Source organism: Streptococcus ruminantium, assembly GCF_003609975.1.
Classification (GTDB): Bacteria; Bacillota; Bacilli; order Lactobacillales; family Streptococcaceae; genus Streptococcus; species Streptococcus ruminantium.
This window is the reverse complement of record NZ_AP018400.1, coordinates 1788855-1811048: the sequence shown is the minus strand read 5'-3', so window position 1 is coordinate 1811048 and position 22194 is coordinate 1788855. Positions and strand designations below refer to the sequence as shown.

The 22194-nt window shown below is 39.7% G+C and carries 21 protein-coding genes and 2 pseudogenes; 19 read left to right on the top strand and 4 right to left on the bottom strand.

The genetic code is table 11. The features are described from left to right. The first annotated feature begins 122 nt into the window (after positions 1 to 122). From SR187_RS08575 to SR187_RS08520, 11 genes are all read left to right on the top strand, one after another. A complete protein-coding gene (locus tag SR187_RS08575; RefSeq protein WP_120172229.1) occupies positions 123 to 1193 on the top strand; it encodes a lanthionine synthetase LanC family protein in 1071 nt (356 codons plus the stop codon). Continuing rightward, positions 1159 to 2775, top strand: coding sequence for an ATP-binding cassette domain-containing protein (locus SR187_RS08570; RefSeq protein ID WP_160113882.1), 1617 nt, complete (start codon positions 1159 to 1161; stop codon positions 2773 to 2775). Before SR187_RS08575 ends, SR187_RS08570 begins: the two co-directional genes overlap by 35 nt. Positions 2776 to 2790: 15 nt before the next feature. Continuing rightward, on the top strand, positions 2791 to 3666 hold the full coding sequence (locus SR187_RS08565; RefSeq protein WP_024531776.1) for a helix-turn-helix domain-containing protein: 876 nt from the start codon (positions 2791 to 2793) through the stop codon (positions 3664 to 3666). A 626-nt stretch (positions 3667 to 4292) separates the two neighbouring features. Further along, the gene (pnp, locus tag SR187_RS08555; RefSeq protein ID WP_120172225.1) at positions 4293 to 6509 is read left to right on the top strand and encodes a polyribonucleotide nucleotidyltransferase; all 2217 of its coding nucleotides are present in this window, start codon (positions 4293 to 4295) and stop codon (positions 6507 to 6509) included. Between the two features lie 323 nt (positions 6510 to 6832). Next, positions 6833 to 7450, top strand: a complete 618-nt coding sequence (cysE, locus tag SR187_RS08550) for a serine O-acetyltransferase (protein WP_120172224.1) — start codon at positions 6833 to 6835, stop codon at positions 7448 to 7450. An 18-nt stretch (positions 7451 to 7468) separates the two neighbouring features. Further along, entirely contained in the window at positions 7469 to 8242 is a 774-nt protein-coding gene (locus SR187_RS08545; RefSeq protein WP_120172222.1) for a nucleoside phosphorylase, read from the top strand. Then, entirely contained in the window at positions 8236 to 8421 is a 186-nt protein-coding gene (locus SR187_RS08540; protein WP_024531771.1) for a hypothetical protein, read from the top strand. Before SR187_RS08545 ends, SR187_RS08540 begins: the two co-directional genes overlap by 7 nt. 10 nt (positions 8422 to 8431) lie before the next feature. Continuing rightward, complete coding sequence (gene cysS, locus SR187_RS08535) at positions 8432 to 9775, top strand: cysteine--tRNA ligase (protein WP_120172221.1); 1344 nt, start codon at positions 8432 to 8434, stop codon at positions 9773 to 9775. Next, complete coding sequence (locus SR187_RS08530; protein WP_120172220.1) at positions 9768 to 10166, top strand: Mini-ribonuclease 3; 399 nt, start codon at positions 9768 to 9770, stop codon at positions 10164 to 10166. Before cysS ends, SR187_RS08530 begins: the two co-directional genes overlap by 8 nt. A 1-nt stretch (position 10167) precedes the next feature. Further along, positions 10168 to 11034, top strand: coding sequence for a helix-turn-helix domain-containing protein (locus SR187_RS08525; RefSeq protein WP_120172219.1), 867 nt, complete (start codon positions 10168 to 10170; stop codon positions 11032 to 11034). Positions 11035 to 11149: 115 nt separating this feature from the next. Next, positions 11150 to 12280: an ABC transporter ATP-binding protein gene (locus SR187_RS08520; RefSeq protein WP_120172217.1), complete on the top strand. Its 1131-nt coding sequence runs from the start codon at positions 11150 to 11152 to the stop codon at positions 12278 to 12280. A 31-nt stretch (positions 12281 to 12311) separates the two neighbouring features. Here the strand turns inward: SR187_RS08520 and SR187_RS08515 are convergent, their stop codons facing one another. Then, entirely contained in the window at positions 12312 to 13292 is a 981-nt protein-coding gene (locus SR187_RS08515; protein ID WP_120172215.1) for an aromatic acid exporter family protein, read from the bottom strand. A gap of 121 nt (positions 13293 to 13413) precedes the next feature. On the opposite strand from SR187_RS08515, the gene SR187_RS08510 reads away from it, so the two are divergent. The 7 genes from SR187_RS08510 to rpsI all read left to right on the top strand — a co-directional run bounded on the left by SR187_RS08510 (position 13414) and on the right by rpsI (position 18902). Continuing rightward, entirely contained in the window at positions 13414 to 14235 is an 822-nt protein-coding gene (locus SR187_RS08510) for a GIY-YIG nuclease family protein (RefSeq protein WP_120172214.1), read from the top strand. Between the two features lie 95 nt (positions 14236 to 14330). Beyond that, the gene (locus SR187_RS08505) at positions 14331 to 15350 is read left to right on the top strand and encodes an SH3 domain-containing protein (protein ID WP_120172212.1); all 1020 of its coding nucleotides are present in this window, start codon (positions 14331 to 14333) and stop codon (positions 15348 to 15350) included. Between the two features lie 126 nt (positions 15351 to 15476). Then, on the top strand, positions 15477 to 16205 hold the full coding sequence (gene rlmB, locus SR187_RS08500) for a 23S rRNA (guanosine(2251)-2'-O)-methyltransferase RlmB (protein ID WP_024531763.1): 729 nt from the start codon (positions 15477 to 15479) through the stop codon (positions 16203 to 16205). After that, a complete protein-coding gene (locus tag SR187_RS08495; protein WP_120172210.1) occupies positions 16206 to 16727 on the top strand; it encodes an NYN domain-containing protein in 522 nt (173 codons plus the stop codon). Continuing rightward, positions 16724 to 17587 carry a DegV family protein gene (locus tag SR187_RS08490; protein WP_120172208.1) on the top strand — a complete coding sequence of 288 codons (864 nt, stop codon included), beginning with the start codon at positions 16724 to 16726 and terminating at the stop codon, positions 17585 to 17587. Before SR187_RS08495 ends, SR187_RS08490 begins: the two co-directional genes overlap by 4 nt. Positions 17588 to 18043: 456 nt before the next feature. After that, positions 18044 to 18490, top strand: a complete 447-nt coding sequence (gene rplM / locus SR187_RS08485; RefSeq protein WP_024531760.1) for a 50S ribosomal protein L13 — start codon at positions 18044 to 18046, stop codon at positions 18488 to 18490. A gap of 19 nt (positions 18491 to 18509) precedes the next feature. Continuing rightward, on the top strand, positions 18510 to 18902 hold the full coding sequence (gene rpsI, locus SR187_RS08480) for a 30S ribosomal protein S9 (RefSeq protein WP_024531759.1): 393 nt from the start codon (positions 18510 to 18512) through the stop codon (positions 18900 to 18902). 106 nt (positions 18903 to 19008) lie between these two features. Here rpsI and SR187_RS08475 read toward each other — a convergent pair. The 3 genes and pseudogenes from SR187_RS08475 to SR187_RS08465 all read right to left on the bottom strand — a co-directional run. After that, a pseudogene (locus SR187_RS08475) lies at positions 19009 to 20227 on the bottom strand (site-specific integrase). A gap of 65 nt (positions 20228 to 20292) precedes the next feature. Next, the gene (locus SR187_RS08470) at positions 20293 to 20556 is read right to left on the bottom strand and encodes a helix-turn-helix domain-containing protein (protein ID WP_120172207.1); all 264 of its coding nucleotides are present in this window, start codon (positions 20554 to 20556) and stop codon (positions 20293 to 20295) included. A gap of 1 nt (position 20557) precedes the next feature. After that, positions 20558 to 20965: pseudogene (locus SR187_RS08465) on the bottom strand (replication protein); the annotation flags it as partial. 246 nt (positions 20966 to 21211) lie between these two features. Between SR187_RS08465 and SR187_RS08460 the strand changes: the two are divergent. Then, positions 21212 to 22114, top strand: a complete 903-nt coding sequence (locus tag SR187_RS08460; RefSeq protein ID WP_120172205.1) for a P-loop NTPase fold protein — start codon at positions 21212 to 21214, stop codon at positions 22112 to 22114. Positions 22115 to 22194: the final 80 nt, after the last annotated feature.

The window sequence follows — 22194 nt, the reverse complement described above, 5'->3', positions numbered from 1 at the left end:
TTGAAATGTATACTGCAAAGTTATGCTGTTTTAGAAGTGGACCATAAAAAAATTTTTTTCCAGCGGATCCACAAGTTTATAATACAAATCCCTATAGTATTGCTCATGGTGGGCTAGGTGTTTTGTATTCTCTACGACGAATTTCTGATGAAAAAGAAGGAACAATATTAAACGAAATACAAAATATTAGTAACAATATTATTAATACTACATATGGGGTGTTATTTGATGCTTGTATTGATATTTCAAGTGGATTAATGATTGGAGAATTGAGTTTTGCATACTTTCTCATGTGTGAGAACAAAATATTAGAAGCATGGAATATTTTTAATAGAAGTTTCAAAACATTAAAAAATAGTAATAATACGGGGATATATTATGGTATTTCTGGATTTGTTATTTTAGGAGCATACTTTGGATTTGAGGGATGTTCCGAAACAATACTTTTAGAGTTACAAGAATGGTTGCTGGAAAGACGGTTAGAAACAGATGTAGTAGGATTGTATGAGGGGGAATCTGGTGTTGCTTTGGTCTACTTAGTGATGTATATGGTTACAAACGATAGACGTTATTTAGATATTGGGGAGAGCCATGTAGCAAATATTTTGACGTATGTATATGAAAACTCACATGGAAACCTCACTGTAGACCGAGTTGGGAAAAATAATTCTGGAAAGAGGATTGAGTCTCCGTTCTTATACAATGGTTTGTCGGGTATCGGGTATTTGTTGCTTTACTATTATAAAGTGACTAAAAATGTCGAATACTCAAACATGTTAAACAATATCTGTTTGAGTTTAGATTATGATATCCATTATTTTGCTACTCTGATGCGTGGATTGGCAGGGATAACTGATTTATTAATTACTTGTTTACAAGAGGGAGTATTGTGTGATGAAGTCTCAGAAAGAACATCAAAAGTAGTTGATCAGCAAATCAAGACTTTGAATCTTTTTGAACAGAGAGACGGGAGTGGGATATTATTTGGATTTTTAGGTGAAGGAAATTTAAAAATTTCCCATGATTTACATTCAGGTAGTAGTGGAATAGCGCTCGTCTTATATAGATACGTAAAGTATAAGCAAGGTGTGCAAACAGCACCCTCAGAGTTTGCTTTATATTTACTTGATGAAATCTTTAGAAAATGGAGAACGGGTTATGAGATTAAAACAGGTATGGAGAATATTGCCTAAGTTTAAAATATGTTTACTCTTGCTTGCATTGGTAGGAGCGAGTTTTGACGGTATTATTATGTCTCAGGTTATTTCGAGAGTTAGTAAATTTAGCTCGGAATCAACTGTAAAAGATATTTTACTATTCGCTGGTTGCAGTATATTGTTCTATTTATTGATTCAATTATCAGATTTATTTGTTTCAATAATAAAAAACGATTTACTAAAAAATCTGCATAAAAAGTATAAGATGGAGCTGTTAAACTATCTTGGAAATAAGGGAAATGCATTAGACGTTACAGAGTCTCTTGCGGTATTAACAGTAGATTTAAAATTAGTAGAAGATAAATATTTTTCCGTTCTTTTTGATTGCTTATACTACAGTCTTTTAGGGGCAGTTTCATTGATATATCTTGTCTATCTAAGTCCTGCAATTTCTGTATTATTTATTATTTTCTCATTTCTTCCAATGTTGCCAGCAATACTATTTAGCAAATATCTAGGAACTGCAACAGAGAACTTTACTAAGTCGAATGAGAAATTTATTCGTAGCATAAAAGATATTTTTCAAGGTTTTTCGGTTCTATGGACATACGGTGCGAATCGTAAGTTTTTAGGGATGACTGAGACAACTGTCAATGACTTAGAAAATAGTAATGAGGCATTAAATAATAAACACAGCATAGTTAACCTTGTTTCTTCCATGCTATCGTGGTTAAGTTATATTGTTCCAATAACTGTAGCTCTAGTATTTGTAACCCAAGGGAAACTAGATGCTAGTATTGTTATCGCTTTATTTTTAGCCAGTGACCGTGTTATCTATCCATTTAGAAATGTTTCGAACTATTTACGGATGATACAATCAACGGAGCAGACTCGAAAAAAATTAGAGAAAATGTTGCAGGATTCTCAGCAACAGGAAGTGTCTGAAAATCATATTGATGAATCAATATTGACGCCTGAGATTCAATTTTCAGGTGTTGCAATTGGACACGGAATGCCTATTATAAAAAATTTTAATGCTACAGTTCCATATGGTCGAAAAATACTCATTAGAGGAGCCTCAGGAAGCGGCAAGACGACCTTACTAGATAGCATACAGGGGGTACTTCAGCCATTGGAGGGGGAGATTTCTGTATTAGATCGTCAGAAGAAAATAAACAATCCTAGCAATCAAATGGCTAGAATACAGCAATCTCCCTACTATTTTGAGGCAAGTTTAAAAGAGAATCTCCTAATGGCACTGGAATCAGTCCGTGAGGAGGAGTTGTTAGCCTTGCTTTCAGCACTAGGGTTGGTAGAAGAGCTAGGTGAAGATTGTTTAGAGAAATATTATGGTGAAAATGGGGCGCAGTTATCAGGAGGACAAAAACAACGTATTGAGATTGCCAGAGCCCTTCTTCATAATAAGAAAATCTTATTAATTGATGAGGGAACGTCAGCAATTGATAAAAAGTCTTCGACTCTCATTCGTAACAAACTTGCCCAATTACCAATTACAATCTTTGAGGTTGCTCATCATTATACAGAGTCGGACTTAAGCCTATACGATGAAATATGGGAAATTCAACCGAATAGTGGTACAATAGAGAAAATACTATGAATTGGAATGTGAATCGTGAAAGAAAAGATTGCTAGTCTTATTAAGCGGACTCGTTTGGAGAAGGGATTTAGTCAAAAAGAACTGTCTGAGGGTATTTGTGCTCAGGCCGTTATTAGTAAAATTGAAAAAGCCGAGGTTTCTCCCTCAGTCGAATTATTTTTTAAACTTGTCAAAAAATTAGACATTGATTCTAGTGTGATATTGGAATTGTTTCAGCTAAAGAAGAGTACAGAAGAATCTATTCTTACGGATGAATTGAGATCTATTCTTTACCGAAGAGAGTATGATACATTAGAATATTTTTTACAGTTTGTTTCAAAAGATTCTGTACCTTCGAATCAAAGTCCCTATATACGATATCTTAATGGGGTATTGTTGTTTGGAAAATATAAAAAAACAAACGAGGCATTAGAAATTTTGGAAGAGTTGCTGCCTACTTTGGTTGAAAACTCTAATCTATTTTTACGAGTTGGGATTGCCATTGCGGGGATATATTCTGAGTTAGAAGATTATACAGCATCAATGAACCAATATGAAAGTCTCATTCATCACTATAATGAATCAAATGCCTGGGAGCTGAAAGTATTATTTCAATACGGATATTCTAGAATTTTGTACCTGTGTAACAGCTTTGAAAAGGCATTAATTTATAATGCTGAATCACTAGAATTGCTAAGGAGTCGAAATACTTTATTTATGCTAGGTAATACTTTATTAATGAGAGCCAATATATTAGCGAAGCGCTCTATTATTTCAGAAGCGATTGATATGGTCAAAAAAGCAATAGTTGTTTATGACTTAGAAGGTGATGAACTTTTAAAAAATTTAGCTCAATCATTCTTTATAGATTTAATGGAAAAGGAGCCGAAAGATGAAGAAGAAATTAATTAAATTTAGTTTGTTATTGTTTACATATGTGATTTTATTTGGAGATAAAATTCCTCCAGTAATACTAAGTTGATATTGAAAATCAGTTTAGATTATCATAAAACACCTAAATCCCTCAAAATGAACGGCAGGAAGTAGGTGTTTTTTGATTAACTTAAAAAATTGAAAAATATCATTGGTTCAGAATTTTTAGACTGCATCACCTATTCATTTTAGGTTGTGTTTTTATGTATGCTGTTCTTCATTCGTTTTTCATCGGTTTTTATCATAAATTCCTTCCTCATTTCCCCACATTTTTCATCAAATATGATAAAATAAAGAGTATGCGTGGTTTTGTGCAAAGCTGAATCCGATAGGGGTATTGGGTTGAACTTTGTGGAAAACACGTATTCCTCTGCAAAAATCAAATTCATACGGTAAGAACTCAATTTGGTAAACTCTGTTTGCACAGTACTTTAGTTTGTCTTCCTATCAGTTGGCTATGGTATCGGTAGGGCTACCTTTTGGCATAAGTTAAATTTTTAACGATTCCCACTGCTGTTGAAACTCAAAATAGAAGTGCATTTCTGCGTTTTTTCTTGTTTGAAGTTTGATTTTTATTGAGCAAAATAAATATCAGGAGACAATTTATGTCAAAACAAGTATTTGAAACGGTTTTTGCTGGCAAGAAGTTGGTTGTTGAAACAGGTCAAGTTGCCAAACAGGCCAACGGTGCAGTTGTCGTTCGCTATGGCGACTCAACAGTTCTCACTGCAGCGGTTATGTCCAAAAAAATGGCAACGGGAGACTTCTTTCCGCTCCAAGTCAACTACGAAGAAAAGATGTATGCTGCTGGGAAGTTTCCAGGTGGTTGGATGAAGCGTGAAGGCCGACCATCAACAGATGCGACCCTAACTGCACGTCTGATTGACCGTCCAATCCGTCCAATGTTCGCTGAAGGCTTCCGCAATGAAGTGCAAGTAATCAATACGGTTCTTTCTTATGATCCAGATGCATCTGCTCCTATGGCAGCCATGTTTGGTAGTTCCTTGGCTCTTGCTATCTCAGATATTCCCTTCAATGGACCAATCGCAGGTGTTCAGGTTGGCTATGTAAACAGTGAATTTATCATCAATCCAGATAAGGCAGAGATGGAAGAGTCCTTGCTTGATCTGACAGTGGCTGGTAATAAGGATGCTATCAACATGGTAGAGTCAGGTGCCAAAGAATTGTCAGAGGACATCATGCTTGAGGCTCTGCTCAAGGGCCATGCAGCCATTCAAGAATTGCTAGACTTCCAAAACCAAATCGTAGCGGCAGTGGGTAAGGAAAAAGCAGATGTTGAGTTGTTGCAAGTTGATCCCGACTTGCAGGCGGAGATCGTGGCAATTTATAATGATGATTTGAAAAAAGCGGTGCAGGTTGAAGAAAAACTAGCCCGCGAAGATGCAACCAATGCAGTTCGTGAAGCAGTCATCACAGCCTACGAAGAAAAATACGCTGAACACGAAGAGTTTGACCGCATCATGCGCGATGTTCACGAAATCTTAGAACTCATGGAGCACGCAGAAGTGCGTCGTTTGATCACAGAGGACAAGGTTCGTCCGGATGGCCGCCGCGTAGATGAAATTCGCCCGCTTGATGCAGAGGTAGATTTTTTACCAAATGTTCATGGATCAGGTCTTTTCACTCGTGGCCAAACACAAGCACTTTCTGTTTTAACGTTGGCACCGATGGGTGAAACCCAAATCATTGATGGTTTGGATGATGAATACAAGAAGCGTTTCTTGCACCACTACAACTTCCCGCAATACTCCGTTGGTTCAACCGGTCGTTATGGTGCACCAGGTCGTCGTGAAATCGGTCATGGTGCCCTTGGGGAGCGTGCTCTTGAGCAAGTTTTGCCAAGTTTAGAGGAGTTTCCTTATGCTATCCGTTTGGTCGCTGAGGTTCTGGAATCGAATGGTTCATCATCGCAAGCTTCTATCACGGCTGGGACACTTGCCCTTATGGCGGGTGGTGTACCGATTAAGGCACCGGTTGCAGGAATTGCCATGGGCTTGATTTCAGATGGCACCAATTATACTGTTTTGACAGATATTCAAGGTCTTGAGGACCATTTCGGAGATATGGACTTTAAGGTAGCAGGGACTCGTGAGGGGATTACAGCCCTTCAAATGGATATAAAGATTGATGGCATCACACCGCAAATCTTGGAAGAAGCACTTGCACAAGCCAAGAAAGCTCGTTTTGAGATTCTTGATGTCATCGAAGCAACTATTCCAGAGGTTCGTCCTGATTTGGCACCGACAGCACCGAAGATCGATACCATCAAGATTGATGTTGATAAGATTAAGATTGTTATTGGTAAGGGTGGTGAGACCATCGACAAGATCATTGCAGAGACTGGCGTAAAAATTGATATTGATGAAGACGGTCTTGTAGCAATCTTCTCACCAGACCGTGAAGCGATTGAACGTACGAAAGAGATTATTTCAGGTCTTGTTCGTGAGGCTAAGGTGGATGAAGTATATCAAGCGAAAGTTGTTCGTCTAGAGAAGTTCGGTGCCTTTGTTAACCTCTTTGACAAGACGGATGCTTTGGTGCATGTTTCTGAAATGGCTTGGACTCGTGTCAACAAACCCGAAGATTTGGTAGAAATCGGTGATGTCGTTGATGTCAAGGTTATCAAGATTGATGATAAGGGACGTGTAGATGCTTCTATGAAGGCTCTTCTTCCAAGACCAGAAGGTTGCACAGAAGAAAAGCGGGAACGTTCAGACAAGCCACGTCGTCACAAGGAACACAAAGATAAAAAAGACGGTAATTTTGGGGAGTTTAAGTTCCACAAGGTGGAGAAAAAGTAGTGATAGACTGCTCAAACGATCCAGCAGTTGATAAAGGTTAGAACAAACACAAATACGGTGTAGTTATAGTGCTGTTGCTGAAATGAAAAGGGTCTGTGAGACTTGTTTCGCAATCTCTATTTTCACGATAGTAGTATCTAACTGCTAAAGGGATAAGCTACTATGTCAGACAGTTTCAGAAAATAAAAATAGAGGACTGGACGCTATGCCCAGCCTCTTTCCGTAGTAGACCATTCTTTGAAAATTGCAGTCTCACGGTTTTCTCGCTGTCTGGTTGAGTGTCTATTTTCTCGGAATGCGTTAGGAAAGGAAGGAGTTACGACATGGGATGGTGGAAAGACACCATTGAGATTGTAAAAGAAAAAGATCCGGCAGCACGAACCAGTCTGGAAGTCCTTTTGACCTACCCTGGCGTTAAGGCTCTAGCTGCTCATCGTTTCTCTCATTTTATGTGGGGAAAAGGCTTTAAGTTATTGGCCCGTATGCATAGTCAATTTTGGCGTTTTTGGACCAATATTGAAATTCATCCTGGAGCTAGTATCGAAGCGGGGGTTTTCATTGATCATGGAGCTGGTCTAGTGATTGGAGAAACTGCTGTTATAGAGTCGGGCGCTATGCTTTATCATGGAGTGACCTTGGGTGGGACTGGTAAGGATTGTGGTAAACGTCATCCTACCGTTCGCAAGGGAGCACTAATTTCTGCTCATGCTCAGATTATTGGTCCTATTGAAATTGGTGAAAATGCCAAGGTCGGAGCGGCAGCTGTTGTTTTAGCAGATGTTCCGGCAAATGTGACAGTGGTTGGTATGCCAGCCAAAATTGTCCGCGTCCATGGAAGAAAAGATGAGAAGGTCATTCATGATATGGAAGACGGTCGGGAACACTATACGACCAAGTTAGCTGAGTTGAAAGAAGCTAGCCACCATTCCTCGCATTTATAAGATAAACAAGGGAAAATGATGTTACTAGAAGAATTTGAAACCGGTACTGCTGTCATTGAACCGACAGATCATTCCATTCGTGGAGGAGGGGAGGTCTGCGATACGTTGATTCTTTCCTTTAATGGTGAGGTGATCGAGAGAATTACAAAGCTAAAAGATGTGCGTGAGGGCGGTGCTCTTTATAATCTCAATGGTCGTTTGCCTTGGTATATCTATGAAGTCGAGGGGATTCAGGTAGGAGTCATGTTAGCACCGATTGGGGCATCTATGATTGTCGGAAACTTAGAAGAGTTGAAAGCCAAGGGCTTTAGGAAATTTATTATTTTGGGGACTTGCGGTGTATTGGACAAATCTATCCCAGCGGATAAGATTATCCTACCTTGCTCTGCTCTGCGAGATGAGGGAACCAGCTATCATTATGCTTCGGCTAGTGACGAAATCAGCTATGACCCGGCTCTGCTATTGACCATGGAAAAGGCCTTGGATCAAGTGGGAATCGAGCATGTGCGGGCCAAGACCTGGACGACGGACGCTTTCTATCGGGAAACGGCTGCCAAGGTCAAACGCCGCCTAGCCGCTGGTGCCATGGTGGTCGATATGGAAGCTTCTGCTATCATGGCCTGGGCAAACTTTCGTCAGGCTGAGGTTTATCAATTTTTTTACACAGCAGACTATGTGGATCACCACAAAAATGAATGGGATGTGCGGTGGGATAAACGTCAGGAAGATTGCATGGTCTTCTTTGAGGTTGCTATGGCCATTGCTAAAAAGTTAGAAAGTAGATCATGTTAAAAGAATTATTGCAAAAGAATTGGCCCTATGTGCTGACATCAATAGCAGGTGTCATCATGTTATCTGTAAAATTTTCACAAGGTAAGTGGCAGTTGGGAATGATTTGGTTGGTAGCAACGACCTATTGGCTAGTAAAACTTTATCAAAAGTACCAATTTTTAAAAAATGCCCAGAGATAATGGAGAATCTATGATTAGAATTTACGATACCATGACTCGCAGTTTGCGTGAGTTTGTGCCCTTGGAAGAAGGCAAGGTCAAGATGTATGTCTGTGGTCCAACAGTTTACAACTATATCCATATTGGCAATGCTCGTAGTGTGGTGGCTTTTGATACTATTCGGCGTTATTTTGAGTACTGTGGTTATGAGGTGATGTACGTTTCCAATTTCACAGATGTGGACGATAAAATTATCAAAGCTGCCAATGAAGCTGGTATGACAACCAAAGAATTGTCTGATCGGTTTATTGCAGCCTTCAAAGAAGATGTAGCTAGCTTGGGTGTTAAACCTGCAACAAACAATCCACGTGTTATTGATTACATGGATGAGATTATTGATTTTGTGCAAGTCTTGATGGACAAGGGCTATGCTTATGAGGCGGCTGGTGATGTCTATTTCCGGGTGAAAAGAGCTGAAAACTATGCTCGTCTAGCTAATAAAACCTTATCGGACCTTGAGGCCGGTGCTTCTGGTCGGGTTGATGGGGAAGGTCAGCTCAAGGAGCATCCTTTTGACTTTGCTCTTTGGAAGTCAGCTAAGCCAGGTGAGGTTTCTTGGGAGAGTCCTTGGGGCGCTGGTCGCCCTGGTTGGCATATTGAGTGCTCGGTTATGGCGACAGAGATTTTGGGAGACACTATTGATATTCATGGTGGCGGTGCAGATTTGGAGTTTCCTCACCATACCAATGAAATTGCCCAATCAGAGTGTAAGACAGGTCAGACTTTTGCTAACTACTGGATGCACAATGCCATGCTCAATATCAATGATGAAAAAATGTCCAAGTCCTTAGGCAATTTTCTGACAGCACATGATATGTTGGAGCAAATTGACGGACAGATTCTGCGTTTCTTCCTATCCACTCAGCACTATCGTCGTCCACTTAACTATACTGAAAAGGCTATCCATGATGCGGAGGTAAATCTCAAGTATTTGAAAAATACCTACACTCAACCGGTATCAATGGTCACGGATGAAGCAGGTCTGAATCACTATTTGTCGGCTTTTGAGTCGGCAATGAATGATGACTTCAATGCGGCAAATGGTATTACAGTTGTCTTTGATTTTGCTAAGTGGATTAACTCTGGCAACTACGATGAAGCAGTCAAAGAAGCCTTTGGGAAGATGTTGGCAGTTTTCGGTATTGTCTTTGAAGAGGATGTCTTGGACAGCGAGATTGAGGTCTTGATTGCGGAGCGTCAAGCAGCTCGTGCTAATCGAGATTTTGCTACAGCTGACCGAATCCGTGATGAACTGGCATCTCAAGGTATCAAACTATTGGATACAAAAGATGGAGTGAGGTGGACACGTGACTAGTTCAGTAGATGTTAATCTCATCAATGGCATTGCTCTTGCTTTTGAGGGTGATGCGGTTTATGCCATGTATATTCGCAGGCATTTGATTTTCAAGGGCATAACCAAGCCTAATAAATTGCACAGCGAGGCCAACAAATACGTATCAGCTAAGGCGCAGGCAAGCCTAGTTTCAGCCCTCTTAGAGGCTCAGCTATTGACCGAAAAAGAGGAGGAAATCTATAAGCGAGGGCGCAATACCCACAGTCACACCAAAGCTAAGAATGCGGATGTGGTGACCTATCGCATGTCTACAGGCTTTGAGGCGGTTTTGGGCTACCTGCATATGACTGGGGAAATCGAGCGTCTAGAAGAGTTGGTGACTTGGTGTATTGAACGAGTGGAAAGGGGCTAGAATGTACGAAAAGGAGTTAGTTTCTTGGTTTCCAACTGCTCGAATCGTGGAAGAAGAATTGCCACAATCGTCATGGCTTTCACTGGTTTTAGAAGATGGACGTTGTTTACAAGTTCCCAAAGAGGAGTTGACAGCAAGGGAACTATTCTTATTTGAGCTATTGACTGGTAAGACTAAACAAACTTCTTCTAACCCTTGGTTTCTTTATCTAAATCAAGGTGGGAAACTTCCTCAACCTTTGGGAGCTTTACAGGCTATTTATATCCATATTCCGGGTTCTAGTGATACAGAAGCGATTAAGACCTTGTTGGAGATGATGGGAGACTTGTTGACGAATCAAGTGACCGTTTTTCAGCAATCGAAGTGGGACTATGTCTTTGTTTTAGACCAGACCTTTAGGGTTGATGTTGAGGAGATTGTTCAATCAGTGCTCCCTGCTTTGGAATATGATTTGGGTTTGAAGTTGGCAGTATTTATCGGACAAATATGGCCGCAACAAATTGTGCAAGAATGGCCGCAGATTTTTCAAGCAGAAGTGAATTTGTTTACCGACTGGAAACATTCAGTCCATCAGTCAACCTTTTTACGCTTTAGTCAAGTATTCATCTTGGGTACGGGACAGGGCAGCAGGGGGAGACAGTACTTAAAATCGGTTTTACGTGGCTTGCTTCTAAGTCAGGATCAACTTGAGGAAACTATTTTGGCTCTTTGGTCCGAGGCTGCAGTGGTAACCAAGGCGGCCCAACGCCTCTATGTTCATCGCAATACCCTTCAATATCGTTTGGAAAAATGGCAAGATTTGACAGGCTTACAATTAAAAGAGCTAACCGATTTGACCATGTGTTACCAAGTGCTAATGGAACAATGATGCTGATCTTTTGTGCAAGATGTACAAAAGATTTTTTTCTTTTTGTTCACCCTGACCTAGAAAAATAAAACGCTTTCATATATAATGGAAGCATAAAAGAAAGCGAGGCCGGACTATGGTTCAACTGAATTTAAAGAATATCTATAAAAAATACCCAAATAGTGAGCATTACTCAGTAGAAAATTTCAATTTGGACATCAAGGATAAGGAATTTATCGTATTCGTAGGTCCTTCAGGATGTGGTAAGTCAACAACCCTTCGTATGATTGCTGGTCTGGAAGACATCACAGAAGGAGAAGCATACATTGATGGCGTATTGATGAACGATGTAGCACCAAAAGATCGCGATATTGCTATGGTTTTCCAGAACTATGCCCTTTATCCGCACATGACTGTATTTGATAATATGGCTTTCGGCCTTAAATTACGCAAGTACAGCAAGGACGAAATCAAAAAGCGTGTAGAAGAAGCAGCGCAAATCCTTGGTTTGACAGAATTCTTGCAACGTAAACCAGCGGATCTTTCTGGTGGTCAACGTCAACGTGTTGCTATGGGACGTGCTATCGTTCGTGATGCCAAGGTGTTCTTGATGGACGAACCTTTATCAAACTTGGATGCCAAACTTCGTGTATCTATGCGTACAGAAATCGCTAAAATTCACCGTCGTATTGGCGCAACAACTATCTACGTAACCCACGATCAGACAGAAGCAATGACCTTGGCAGACCGCATCGTTATCATGTCTGCAACTAAGAATGATGCAGGTACAGGTACGATTGGTCGGATTGAGCAAATTGGTAGCCCAGAAGAATTGTACAATAAGCCGGTTAACAAGTTTGTCGCTAGCTTTATTGGTAGCCCTGCTATGAACTTCTTCACAGTTACACTTCAAGATGGTGTTCTTGTGGGAGATGGCTTCAAGGTTGATCTTCCAGAGGGACGTCGCAAACACTTGGAAGAAAAAGGCTACAATGGTAAATCATTTACACTTGGTATTCGTCCGGAAGACATCAAGGCTTCTCAGTTGGAATTGGATACTTTCCCAAGTTCTATCGTTGAGGCAGAAGTTGTCGTTTCAGAGCTTCTTGGTGCAGAAACTATGCTCTATTCTAAGGTTGGTGATACAGAATTTGTTTCTCGTGTTGATGCGCGTGATTACCATAATCCAGGTGATAAAGTTCGTTTGACCTTCAACCTCAATAAGGCACATTTCTTTGATGATGACACAGATCAAGCGATTGTCTAATCTTGTTCATAAAACACCTAAGACCCGCCAGTCATACTGATGGGTCTTTTTCATCTTCTTTTGAGTAGGTTTGGTAAAATTCGACCTTAAGTCGAATAAAAGCTTCCATGTCATGTAGGAGTTGGAAGAGGGTTGCTCTGGTCTCAAATTCTTCTCTGGTCTGTGGGAGCGGTCGCTCGCGGAAGGTAGTATGAAAGAGTTCAATGTCCAGTAAAAGTTCCTTGGCTGAATTTTCTCGACTAAGTTGCTGGGCTACTCGCTCAAACAGACTAGCTAAAATAATATTTTCTCGACCTTCCAGTAAGCATTTGTTAATATTTCCTGCCATGGTACGCAGGATTTTATTTTGGGCGGCACGCATTTCAAAATAATGGACCTGATAGTTGGTTTGCTGAAAAAGTTGGTTATGGCGGTCTAGGTAGACGACTTTCAAGGCTTTTTCAAGAGTCAGGTCTAACTGGTTGATGAGCTGAGCTTCATTACGACCATCACCATTTAGTAAGAAGGATTCAAAGCGTAGGAGAATCTGTTTGAGCAGGTCTTCCACCTGCGCGTGATAGGCCTCAATATTCTGTTCTTGTGAAGGCATATAGAGGTTGTTGAATAAGAGGGCTAGTCCTGTTCCAAGTAGAAAAAGTGCTAGTTCATTGCCTAAAAAAGAAAAGGATATATTTTGCTCTAGTAGGAGATGGGCGGCAAGGACGGTTGAAGGTGCAATGCCTGCTTCCCAGCCGAAATGATAAGCGATAGGAACATAGAATGCTAGATAGATAGTGAGAGTCCAGATGTCAAACCCAAACAATACAAAGGTCAGAGAGGCTATTGTTAGCGCTAAAAGGGTGGAAAAGAGACGATTGCATGCCATTTTGAAACTAGATTTTCGGGTATCTAAAACACTCAAAATTGCGATAATCCCAGCCGATGTCGCATAGGCTAATCCCAGCCAATCTGCAAGGTAGATGGCTAAGACAGTTGCCAGTATCAGTTTTATGGTTCGTTGAAAAATGGGCATAGTAATCTCCTTTTCTTTCATTGTATCATAGAAGCAAAAAAGCTGTTATACTAAGCATAACAGGTATTGATTTACCAATCAATACCTTAAACTATTGGTAAAGAAAGTTTAGGAGCGAGAGATGATTCGTTTGCAAGATTTGCTACAATTTTCAGAAGAAAAACTGCCACGCGTTAAGGTCAAGTTTAATAACTGGACTGGGGAAAATCCGCTACAAAACTACCTATCTGACCCTGAAACGGTAGATAACTTCAATCTATTCTGGCGAAATAAAAATCGAAATTACTCGGTTGGCGACATTGCTATTAACCTCATTCAGATGGGACACGATAAGTGGCTTTTGACCACGATTAAACGTGTTACCAAGGAACTTGGTGTGACCTTTGGTCAAAACTATACGGGGGAGGTTTTAGAGGAATATTCTCCTTATTTTGCTCATTTGATTTTGCATTGCAAGCGTCCCGGACGTGCTTCTGTTTTTAGCTTCCAAACGGTGATAGATCATTTAGAGGTGCATCAACTCTTACCTGAAGTCTATGGGGGTGAGGAATTTCCTGGTTATGATAATATCTGCCTAACTTATCAACAATTGGAATCCATCTTACGCTTGGGAAAAAAGGATTGGTTGACTGCTCTGACCAATCAAAAGGCTGTTTATCTTATTACTGATACCTATACAGGGAAACTTTATGTAGGTTCAGCGACCAGTGATTATGGCATGCTTTTGTCTCGCTGGCAATCTTATATTCAAAACGGTCACGGTGGCAATAAGGAATTACTTGCCTTGGTGAATAGGGAAGGGTTTGACTATGTCAAAAAGTATTTCCAGTATAGTGTGCTAGAAAATTACAATGCCAAGATAGACGATAAGTGTGTCCTTGGGAGAGAAACTTATTGGAAACAAGTTTTGAAGACAAGAGAATTTGGCTACAATGAGAATTGATGAGGTTTGTGATGAATAACAATAACTGGATACGAGATTTTGAAAGAAAACAATTTGAAGAGCAAATGGCTAATGAATCTCGACGGTAAAATGATTTGTTAGCTCTTCAAATTGCCAATCAAGAGCGACAGCGTAAAAAAGAAGAGGAAAAGTCTTACAAGGATAAAATTGATCGCTTGCATTTAGCCTTGGCACAGGCTTCTGACAGTCATCAGCAGGAACAAATCCAAATCCTTTTAGATGAAGCACAAGCAGATTATGAGGGCTATTTGGAAAGGAAAAGAAAATCTGAGAGAATAGGCCGAGTCATCTCAATTGTTTTATTGTTAATCATGATTCCTTTGCTTTTCTTGATGTTTAAGGAAATATTTGGTGGTCAGAATAACAGACAGAAGAGCGGAACTAGTACCGTTCAAACAGTATTAAAGGCTGGTGAAGAAGATGGAACTTTTGGTGCATCTGCTCAATCTGCTGTCTTATCGTCAAGCGATGATAGGTCAGCGTTATCTATGAGTGAACCTGTGCCATCAAGTTCTTCATCAGCATTACCAGCACCTTATGCTAATACCGAGCATACTAACTCAACTGAATTTACAGTTGATGTCACAGTCACTGACCTCAATATTCGTCAAAGTCCTAGTCTGTCTGCTCCAGTTGTACGTTTAATTCCTAAAGGGCGTTACACAATCACAGCAACCCGGAAGGTTGATGGACAACTTTGGGGTAAGCTAAAATCAGGTGAAGGTTGGATTGCTCTAAACATAGTTGGGGGAAGCGTAGTCGCTCATGGAGAAAATGTATCAGGAGTAGCTGGTCAAGCTAACCAACGGATTGATACAAAAAATCTGACGACTGAGCAGGTGAAAAAATGGGTTGCGACTGTCTTTATGAGAACAAAGGGGAACAGCAAAAAATATGTAAGGACGGATTTGGTAATCGCTGTTCAAATGGCAGAAGATGGCTTAGTTTATGCCAATATTACTATTCCCAGTGATCCTAATTTTAATGCTGAAAAAGTTGGACAGTATCGAATCAATGGAGATGGTCACCTGGAGCATGCTCAATTTGATCATAAACTGATTTGGGAGCCTGTTTCCGAGGAATATACAGAATAATGATCATCCAAGCAGTAGTTCAAGCTGTTGACAATTTAGTGTAACCGCTGACTAATCATCAGGAAAGAGTAGTAAGTTTAGCTACTCTCTCTTTGTTTATTGATTGTTCTATGTTATACTGAAATTATGGAACAAAATGACATAGTTTACGGCGTTCACGCTGTCACAGAAAGTTTGCAGGCCAATACTGGCAACAAACTGTACATTCAAGACGATTTGCGGGGCAAAAAGGTTGACAAAGTCAAGGCATTGGCGGCTGAGAAAAAAGTTTCGATTTCTTGGACACCGAAGAAAACCTTGTCTGAGATGACTGATGGGGCGGTTCATCAAGGCTTTGTCCTACGTGTATCTGAGTTTGCCTATGCGGAATTATCTACGATTTTGGAAAAAGCAGAGCAGCAAGACAATCCCCTCATTCTCATCTTGGATGGCTTGACCGATCCCCACAACTTTGGTTCAATTTTGCGGACGGCTGATGCAACAGGAGTTTGTGGGGTCATTATTCCCAAGCATCGTGCGGTTGGAGTTACACCCGTTGTGTCAAAGACCTCGACAGGTGCGGTTGAGCATGTACCAATTGCTCGTGTGACCAATCTCAGTCAGACCTTGGACAAACTCAAGGAAGTTGGTTTTTGGATTTTTGGGACGGATATGAATGGTACACCATCAACTAAGTGGAATACCTCTGGCAAACTAGCTCTCATTATTGGTAACGAAGGCAAGGGAATTTCAGTCAATATCAAAAAGCAGGTAGATGAGATGATTACCATTCCCATGACTGGTCATGTCCAGAGCCTCAATGCCAGTGTAGCAGCTGCGATATTGATGTATGAAGTATCCCGAAAGAAGATTTAGATGAAGGAAAAAATTCTTATCGTAGATGGCTATAATATGATTGCCTCCTGGAGATCAACAAAACAAGACTTTAAAAAAGGAGAATTGGATGCAGCTAGGACTAGCCTTCTTCAAACATTGTCCAATTATGCTTCCTTTGAGAATATAGAAATTATCTGTGTTTTTGACGCCCACCATGTTCCAGGCTTACGGCAGCAATACGATGAGTTTAATGTGTCGGTTGTCTTTACAGAAGAGGAAGAAACTGCAGATAGTTATATCGAGCGCTTGAGTGCAGAGTTAAATCAAAACCGCCGAAAACAAGTATCGGTAGCTACAAGTGACCTTAACGAACAATGGGTTGTCTTTTCTCAAGGTGCCTTACGGGTATCTGCTCGTGAGTTGGAAGAGCGGACACAGGTGGTTAAAAAGGATTTGGATAAGTTTGTAGATCGGGTAGAACTTTATACTCCGCGTCTGAATCCATGGTCAGATAGAAATTTTCAAGCCTTGAAAGAAATGATGGAGGAAATGAACGAGTGACGTTTAGAATTGTAACAGACTCAACCTCGGACTTGCCGACTGGTTGGGCGCAAGAGCATGGCGTAACAGTGCTGGGTTTAACCATAAATCTAGATGGTAAGACCTATGAAACGGTTGGAGATAACAGATTGACTAGCGATTTCCTATTAGAGAAGATGGAAGCAGGAAGTCAACCAACAACCAGTCAGGTCAATGTTGGACAGTTTGAAGAAGTTTTTCAGGCGGCAGCTAAAGCTGAAGAAGCTGTTCTTTATTTGGCTTTTTCAGCAGCTCTTTCAGGGACTTATCAAAGTGCAGTCATCGCCCGAGATATGGTTTTGGATCAGTATCCAGAAGCAGTCATTACCATTATTGATACAAGGGCAGCGACTATCGGTGAGGGCTACCTAGTGATGAAGGCTGTCGAAGCGCGTGCTATGGGAAAGAGTTTAAAGGAAACGGCGGCGCTTATTGAAGAATTGAGTCCACGTCTACGAACCTATCTTTTGGTTGATGATCTCAATCACTTGGTACGCGGTGGTCGCCTGTCTAAGGCAGCAGGGCTTATCGGTGGTTTGGTTAATATCAAGCCCCTGCTTTCTCTTAATGCAGAAGGTAAGCTGGAGCCTATTGCCAAGATGCGCGGACGTAAGAAAGGGATTAAGGAAATGATGAACCTTACCCTAGATAACTTAGATCATTCAACTGTCATGGTAGCTTATACAGGTGATTTGACAGCAGCAACAGCTATAAAAACTACCCTTCTTGAAGATCATCGGGTTTCAGAAGTGATTGTGACTGAGCTAGGACCTGTTATTGCAACCCATACAGGGACAGGTGTTCTAGCTATTCTATCCATTGGATCAGAAAAAAGACCCTAGGGAAAGTTGCCTTGTGTGGTAGGGGAGTTAGCCAATACTTCTTTGGTATACTCTCTTGCTTTTATTTTTTTTTTGCAAAATAGCAGAGCGCTATTGTTGGTTGAGGTACTATAATTGATTTTATTTGACCAATCAACGGGAATGGTTATCAGGAAATAAGGCAGCAGATTATTCAATGACCATGATGACTAGGAACGGTAATGTACAATCTTCGGATGATGGTGTAAAGGAATGGAAAAATCAAAGGAGGAGCTGTAAAAATTGTTTTTAATTGGCAAATCTGTTATTGCTAAAAAATAAAAAAAGTAAAGTAAAATATCTTGACGAGTTCCCCTATATTTGATAGAATGGTAGACGGTATTGTTTACCCCATTTGAAAGGCCCCGGAACCTTCCAAATATCCGCGGACCGGAACATCCGCCTTAGTAAACAAAAACGATTCGTATAGGAGAAATCATGAACAAAACAACATTTATGGCTAAGCCAGGCCAAGTTGAACGTAAATGGTATGTGGTAGATGCTACTGATGTGCCTCTTGGACGCCTTTCAGCAGTAGTTGCTAGCGTTCTTCGCGGTAAAAACAAACCAACTTTCACACCTCACACTGATACAGGTGATTTCGTTATTGTCATCAACGCTGAGAAGGTGAAATTGACTGGTAAAAAAGCAACTGATAAGGTGTACTACACTCACTCATTGCATCCAGGTGGTTTGAAATCAATCACTGCGGGTGAATTGCGTTCTAAAAACGCTGTTCGTTTGATTGAAAAATCAGTTAAAGGTATGCTTCCACACAACACACTTGGTCGTGCACAAGGCATGAAGTTGAAAGTGTTTGTAGGTGGTGAGCACAATCACGCTGCACAACAACCAGAAGTACTTGATATTTCAGGTCTTATCTAAGGGAAAGGACGTAATCTAAATGGCACAAGCACAATACACAGGTACTGGTCGTCGTAAAAACGCGGTTGCACGCGTACGTTTGGTCCCAGGTACTGGTAAAATTACAGTTAACAAAAAAGATGTAGAAGAATATATCCCACGCGCTGACCTTCGTTTGGTAATTAACCAACCGTTTGCAGTAACTTCAACACAAGGTTCATATGACGTTTTCGTAAACGTTAATGGTGGTGGTTACGGTGGTCAATCAGGTGCGATCCGTCACGGTATCGCGCGTGCATTGCTTCAAGTTGACCCAGACTTCCGCGATTCATTGAAACGTGCAGGTCTTCTTACTCGTGACGCTCGTATGGTTGAACGTAAGAAACCAGGTCTTAAGAAAGCTCGTAAAGCGAGTCAATTTAGTAAACGTTAATCAATACGATTATATCAAGGTTTCAAAGTACTCAAGAGTTTACCTCATGGGTGCTTTTTTTGTGATTTTTTGAAAAGTTCACCTTATAATTTACCTCATTTTTACCTTATTTCTTGAGAGACTTTAAAGTAAATTCTCCAACTGTTATAGGAACGACATTGGAAGTATTGACATAAATTTGAGTTGTAGCGGTATCGCTATGGGTTAGAGCCTCTGAAATGGCTTCTAAGCTCATGCCAGCCTGTTTAGCAAGTGTTGCTCCTGTGTGGCGTAGTTTGTGTGGTGTAGCATGTGCAAGCTCAGGGTGGCGCTTATTAACAGACTTCATTTTGTTGTTGAGATAATCAGCGTGCAGAGGTTTATTGACATTGCCTTTGGTATCGATATAGGTGAACACGAATTGGTCAGGATTGGTAATTATTCCAAATTTAGCTAATTCATGTTTTTGTTGGTTTTTCCATAGTTTGAGGAGATGAGTTAGGTCTTCGGAAATTACAAAGATTGTTTTCTTATTTCCTTTGGTTGATTTTACCTCCCCATATCTATCCAAAGCCTAAATTAGTTGGATTTGTGCTTTTGAAAAGTCGATATACTTCCATTGCAAAGCGTAAGTTTCGGATTTCCTATCTCCTAGAAAGAAGGTCAAATAGAAGAGAACATAATCTTTTAGCGAGATTTTATCGTCATCCAAATCTTGCTTGAAAAGCAGTAAACCATGCTTGTAACTGTTCCTGAGTCAGATAGAGGTCTTCATCTCGTCTAGCTTCGGCTAATTGAATTTTCTTTGTTGCCTTGATACGGCGTAAGGTTTTAGCAAGGCGATTATTCTCAATATATTCAAGTTCCTCAGCCCAATCAAATATGGAAATCACATAGCTTCTCAAGGTCTTGAAATTGGCGTATTCATTAGCTTTAGCAGTCATCAAGTTTAGAATAACTTGCTTGTTCTGATTTAGAAATTGAATAGTGTAGTTTCCAAGTAAGGGAAGAAGGTGCTTTTCAAAACAAGTTTTAGTATTAACTACCGTTGACTTGCTAGGAGGTCTAGTTGTTGAAGTAGTCTGTCCTGCCTTGTAGGCTTCCCACCAAATGGATTCAAAGAAATCTTTGAACAGAATTTCTCCTTTACCTAGTCCTGTAAACTCGTTATCTTCAATCTGATTGAGTCTTGTTAAAAGTTCTATCTCAGCTTGTCGTGCCTCCTTCCTAGTTTTGAAACGTTTGTCAAAGTAGTTGTTGTTTACGATACCAAGGGGCATTCGTGCTTCGGTAGGGATGTAAACTTTTAAACGATAAGTACCATTTTTTGTCTTAGTGATAGTCATGATATTCTCCTTTATATCGAACCAGAAAATATCATGACCATTATAAAACAAAAATGTAGATATTTCTAGTTTTGTGAAAGTAGCCAAGTATCTATAGCTTGTTTGTCGAAACGAACTGTTTTTCCAATTTTAATAGATGGAAGCCCCATTTGAATCCAAGAATCAAGCGTATTGTTAGAAATACTTAAATAGTTACATGCTTGTTTCTTGTTTAGATAGAGGTTGTTAAGACCATTTTGTACTAACTGTTGCTCAATTTCTTTTTGAATAAGATTGGATAGTAGTGTTTGAATTTGATGAATTTGTTCATCAGGTAAGATAACTTGCATTTTAGACCTCCTGTTTCCCGAATCCAGAATGTCGCCGTGAATCAAGATATTTGGCAAAGAAATAAGTCTTATCTACAATGAGTGCTAGGAGCACTGGGTCTTCATCTCGCGCATATTTAACAAGGTTATTGAACTCAGTAAAGTTATAATCCTCAATAATGTCAATGACAGTTGAGAGAAATTCATCGTTGTTATTGTTACGTAAGAATTTATCCAATTCAAAGCCGCATCCTGATTCAATATCTTCAATGTTATAGAGCGTTTTTTCAGGATTTTCCGCATGAATAAAATAGTCGTACATACCTTTAGGAGACATAATAACCTCGACATGAGCAGGGGTATTTAATTTTTCAGTAAGTAACTCAGATACTTGGCTGTAGCTTTTGAGTGATTCAAAAAAGAGAGCACCAGACGGACGAGATCATTATTTTGAATTTCAGGTCGATAATAAGAATGTCAGGACGTTTCGGTATGTGGGGCAAAGGGGGGAGTTATAATGTAAGATGAGTTAGAAGGGGTATGTTGTAAAGTTATTATTTCAAAATCTTCTAAAAGGAAGTCGGTGTATCGCGCACAGACCTCCTCTTTTTATTTAAATATAATCGGATGTGTTATACTAGAATAAACTAGATTAAGAAGGAATTAGGGCTAAAGGGTGGAAGAAATTAGATTTGATGAAGTCTCTACTGAAAATGCCGAGAAAACATTTGTAGAAATAATTCTAAAAAAATCTTTAACAGATAGAAAGGAAAGTTATCAAACATTCTTTTTAAATGGTGTTTGGGGAAGTGGTAAAACTACCTTTTTAAATAATGCAGAAAGAAATGCAAATAGGACTAGATTCGTAAATTTAAAACTATGGGAATTACAAGATGAGCGAAGTGTAACAGCTATAGCTTTTAGTTTGTTACATCCATTTCAATACAAGTTCATGAGAGTTTTAATTCTATTTATGGCTGTAATTAGTGTACTAATGACCCCAGCAATTAATTTAGGTCTGTCTACGTATATTCCAAATTACTTGATAACTATAGGAACCATAATGGCATTATTAGTTACCGTTTATCAACTTATAAAAGTGAAGTCAGATTCACTTTATATCCGATTACTACCACGTTGTTTAAATAATAAGGTTTTAATAATAGATGATTTTGACAGAATTTCAGTTGAAAGACAGAATGAGGCATATAAACTTTTTAATATTCTACACGGAAAACTTCCGATTGTCTTTATTGGAGATTACCATAAAATATCTAAGGGTGATGAGGAAAGTGGAAAATATTTACAGAAAATCATTGATAGAAGATTGGAACTCCCTTCTGTCTTAAATTCTAGAAATATTTGGACAAACTATTTAGATAAATTATCTTCAGCGTTTGGAATTAAAGAAGATGTTCTTAATCCTGGAATTATTTTAATTATAAAAAATGAAGATAGGACTTTGCGTGAACTAAAACAATTCTCCGATTTGCTGAATTATGAACTTTTTGAACGAGGGAAAAGAGACCTTGTTAATATCCAGCAATTAATAACGATTGTTTATATCTTTTTGTTTTAACCAAAATATTATTTAGAATTAAAGACTTTGTGAGTTACCTTAGATTCAGGACGGTAACTCGAGATAGAGAATCATCTTAT

Excerpts from the sequence above, each read along its gene's own strand:
- SR187_RS08515 (WP_120172215.1), bottom strand. The coding sequence starts at position 13,292 with ATGCCCATTTTTCAACGAACCATAAAACTGATACTGGCAACTGTCTTA.
- SR187_RS08570 (WP_160113882.1), top strand. The coding sequence starts at position 1,159 with ATGAGATTAAAACAGGTATGGAGAATATTGCCTAAGTTTAAAATATGT.
- SR187_RS08525 (WP_120172219.1), top strand. The coding sequence starts at position 10,168 with ATGTACGAAAAGGAGTTAGTTTCTTGGTTTCCAACTGCTCGAATCGTG.
- cysS (WP_120172221.1), top strand. The coding sequence starts at position 8,432 with ATGATTAGAATTTACGATACCATGACTCGCAGTTTGCGTGAGTTTGTG.
- SR187_RS08470 (WP_120172207.1), bottom strand. The coding sequence starts at position 20,556 with ATGCAAGTTATCTTACCTGATGAACAAATTCATCAAATTCAAACACTA.
- SR187_RS08495 (WP_120172210.1), top strand. The coding sequence starts at position 16,206 with ATGAAGGAAAAAATTCTTATCGTAGATGGCTATAATATGATTGCCTCC.
- pnp (WP_120172225.1), top strand. The coding sequence starts at position 4,293 with ATGTCAAAACAAGTATTTGAAACGGTTTTTGCTGGCAAGAAGTTGGTT.
- cysE (WP_120172224.1), top strand. The coding sequence starts at position 6,833 with ATGGGATGGTGGAAAGACACCATTGAGATTGTAAAAGAAAAAGATCCG.
- rplM (WP_024531760.1), top strand. The coding sequence starts at position 18,044 with ATGAACAAAACAACATTTATGGCTAAGCCAGGCCAAGTTGAACGTAAA.
- SR187_RS08510 (WP_120172214.1), top strand. The coding sequence starts at position 13,414 with ATGATTCGTTTGCAAGATTTGCTACAATTTTCAGAAGAAAAACTGCCA.
- SR187_RS08540 (WP_024531771.1), top strand. The coding sequence starts at position 8,236 with ATGTTAAAAGAATTATTGCAAAAGAATTGGCCCTATGTGCTGACATCA.
- SR187_RS08545 (WP_120172222.1), top strand. The coding sequence starts at position 7,469 with ATGTTACTAGAAGAATTTGAAACCGGTACTGCTGTCATTGAACCGACA.
- rpsI (WP_024531759.1), top strand. The coding sequence starts at position 18,510 with ATGGCACAAGCACAATACACAGGTACTGGTCGTCGTAAAAACGCGGTT.
- rlmB (WP_024531763.1), top strand. The coding sequence starts at position 15,477 with ATGGAACAAAATGACATAGTTTACGGCGTTCACGCTGTCACAGAAAGT.
- SR187_RS08520 (WP_120172217.1), top strand. The coding sequence starts at position 11,150 with ATGGTTCAACTGAATTTAAAGAATATCTATAAAAAATACCCAAATAGT.